The sequence below is a fragment of the Skermanella stibiiresistens SB22 genome, from assembly GCF_000576635.1.
GTDB classification, from domain to species: Bacteria; Pseudomonadota; Alphaproteobacteria; order Azospirillales; family Azospirillaceae; genus Skermanella; species Skermanella stibiiresistens.
The window spans coordinates 1-2,688 of the sequence record NZ_AVFL01000089.1 but is presented as its reverse complement, the minus strand read 5'-3'; the positions used below and the strand labels follow the sequence as shown (position 1 = coordinate 2,688).

Annotated in this window: 2 protein-coding genes; one reads left to right on the top strand and one right to left on the bottom strand. The window is 62.4% G+C overall.

Translation table 11 applies throughout. The features are described 5' to 3' along the window. Window positions 1-321: 321 nt before the first annotated feature. The gene (locus N825_RS35525) at window positions 322-1,320 is read left to right on the top strand and encodes a sensor histidine kinase (protein ID WP_037462313.1); all 999 of its coding nucleotides are present in this window, start codon (window positions 322-324) and stop codon (window positions 1,318-1,320) included. 633 nt (window positions 1,321-1,953) lie between these two features. Here the strand turns inward: N825_RS35525 and N825_RS35515 are convergent. Further along, window positions 1,954-2,688, bottom strand: a 735-nt coding sequence (locus tag N825_RS35515; protein ID WP_245613341.1) for a recombinase family protein, incomplete at its 5' end; no start/stop codon positions are given.

The following is a 2,688-nucleotide window of genomic DNA, read 5'->3' as shown; positions in this document are numbered from 1 at the left end:
ATAACTCACCAAGAGGACTTGAATCCCGGCCCGCAATAAGAGAACGGTGCCGTCGCGCGTGTTCCGACTCGTCGGGCGGATGCATGGAATGGCGGCCCTGGCGCGCCGGGCGGGATACGACGTGGATTTGAGGATCACCTACGAAAGTATCCTCGAATAACGCTTTCCAGCATCATCCTAGGGGCACCCCAGTCACTTTGCCATCTCAGGTATTTGATTGGGCTGAAATCCCAACTTTCCGTGTCTCAAGTTTGCATGGTTTGATCCCGTTCGCCCAGGTGTGGTTGCCATATGCCGGCGGGAACCTTCAAGGGAGTGGCGATGTCAGGAAAAAGAACGCTTCCCGCGGTGTGGGACGCCCACCGATTGCGGATCGCGACCGACGCGGCCGGGGTCGCGCTGTGGTCGTGGAATGTCGATACCGACGAGATCGTCTTGGACGAGCGAGCCCACGGCCTGTGGGGAGTGGACGTTGAGGCCGTGACGTTCGAGGACCTTTCCGCCCGCATCCATCCGGAGGACATGGATAGGGTGAGGGCCGCCTTCGCGGCGACGCGGGAGGTGCTTGGCGCCTATGAGATAGACTTCCGCATCATGCATGGCGCCGAGGTGCGGTGGGTGTCGGCCCGCGGCAGGGGCGATGACCAGGGCATCGTCGACCGGATGATGTTCGGGGTGTTCCTCGACGTGACCGAGCGCAAGATGGCCGAGGAAGCCCGCGAGATGATCGCGAACGAAATGGCGCACCGGGTCAAGAACCTGTTCGCCATAGCCTCCGCGCTCACCGGGATTTCGGCGCGCTCGACGGCGACGACGGCGGAGATGCGGCGCGACCTGACCCAGCGGCTCGCCGCGCTGAGCCGTGCGCACGACCTCGTCCGTCCGATCCTCAGCCAGCCTAAGGAGGCCGCCGTCCTCGGCGACCTGTTGGCCGTCCTTCTGGGAGCCTACGACGAAGAGGGAGCGATCGGCGCGCGGATCCGGATCCGCGTGCCGGAGTTGCTGGTCGGGGAGGCGTCGGCCACGACGCTGGCCCTCGTCGTCCATGAACTGGCGACGAACTCGATCAAGTATGGCTCGCTCTCGAAGGAAAGCGGCAGGGTGGAGGTGACATGCGACACTCGGGACAATGAGGTGGTCGTCACCTGGATCGAGACGGGCGGGCCGCCCATCGCGGCATCGAACAAGCCTTCGGGCTTCGGGAGCCAACTGGTCACGAGAAGCGTCTCCAGCCAGCTTGGCGGCACCATCACGTTCGACTGGCCAGCCGAGGGTGTCGTCGTTACGCTACGCGTGGGCAAGGCGCGTCTGGGAGCCTGATCGGGTTGGGTTCCATCGCCGTCCACGGGCGGCGACTTCCAGTCCGCGATGGATTGGATACCGCTTCGAGTGCGCCATCGGGCGTCCCGAGCCCCCAAGACAGGGGCATGACGGGAAAAGGCCCACCCCCTGCCAGAGGCGAGCCCTTCCCTTGTAACCTCGCTTGAGGTGGCGCCCAACATCCCCGGATGTTCGCCAATGAAACGATCAATATACCGAAAGTTTCCCACGGGAACTGAAATTATCCTATTCCAGGATATGCACTCATCATGAGCTGGTTCCGGCAAGGAAAATGCCCGCTTTCATGTGGGCTGAAGCGGGCATCTTAGCGTGGAGTACAACGTCAGCGACCAACTGACAAGCGCTCAACGAGCCGCCCAACACATCGTCGCGGATCTCATTGTGAATACGCCGTACTGACACGAAAAGGCCGTCCCGGAGTGTTTCCAGGACGGCCATCGCGCGACTTGAAGATGCCGCCGACGGCGGCGCCGGGAAGATAACCATTTCGGCGGAAGGAAGCCACCCTGTCGACCGAGCGGCTAACAGAGGACAGCGCGCCGGTTGTTAGGTAAACAACGCTAAGGTCGAACCTTTCGGGAACGATCCGTGACTTCGACCTTCCGAGATCTGTCAGAGTGGCGGTCGCCGTACGCCAGCCAGCTTCGCTTCACGGTAAACCGTCGACCTTCCCAAGCCGAGCTGTCTTGCGGCGACTGTCGGAGACAGGCCGGCCTCCACCAGCTTCAGCGCCGCCGCGACCTTTTCCCGATCGACAGGCTGACGGCCCGGGTGCTTACCACGAGCGCGGGCGACGGCGATGCCGTCCTTCGTTCGTTCAGTGATCAGGCGCCGCTCGAAGTGGGCGATCGCGCCGAACACGTGGAAGACCAGTTCGCCGGCCGCCGAGGCGGTATCGATCTTCTCCTCCAGGCTGAACAGGTCGATGCCGCGCTCCTTCAGCAGGGCAACCATCGCCAGCAACTCCCCGAGCGAGCGGCCAAGGCGATCCAGGCGGACGACGGCGAGCGTGTCTCCCTTGCGCGCATAGGCGAGCAAAGCCTCCAACCCTGGCCGCTCCATCGTCCTGCCTGAGCGAACATCGGTGAAAACCTTGATCGCTCCAGCTTTCTCGAGCCGCAATGTCTGTCCGGCGACATCCTGATCGCCGGTCGAGACCCGCGCATAGCCCACGATGTCGCCCATGACGTCCCCGAAACGAACGCTCTGTGGACGCCTGTGAACAACCCGTTTCAGACCATTCTTTTCCGTCCAAAGAATACGTCCACCAATTATCCGACGTCCCAAATCGCCGATCCCCGTTTCAGAGACAATGATGTTCCTGATTGGTTCGACCTTAGCGTTGTT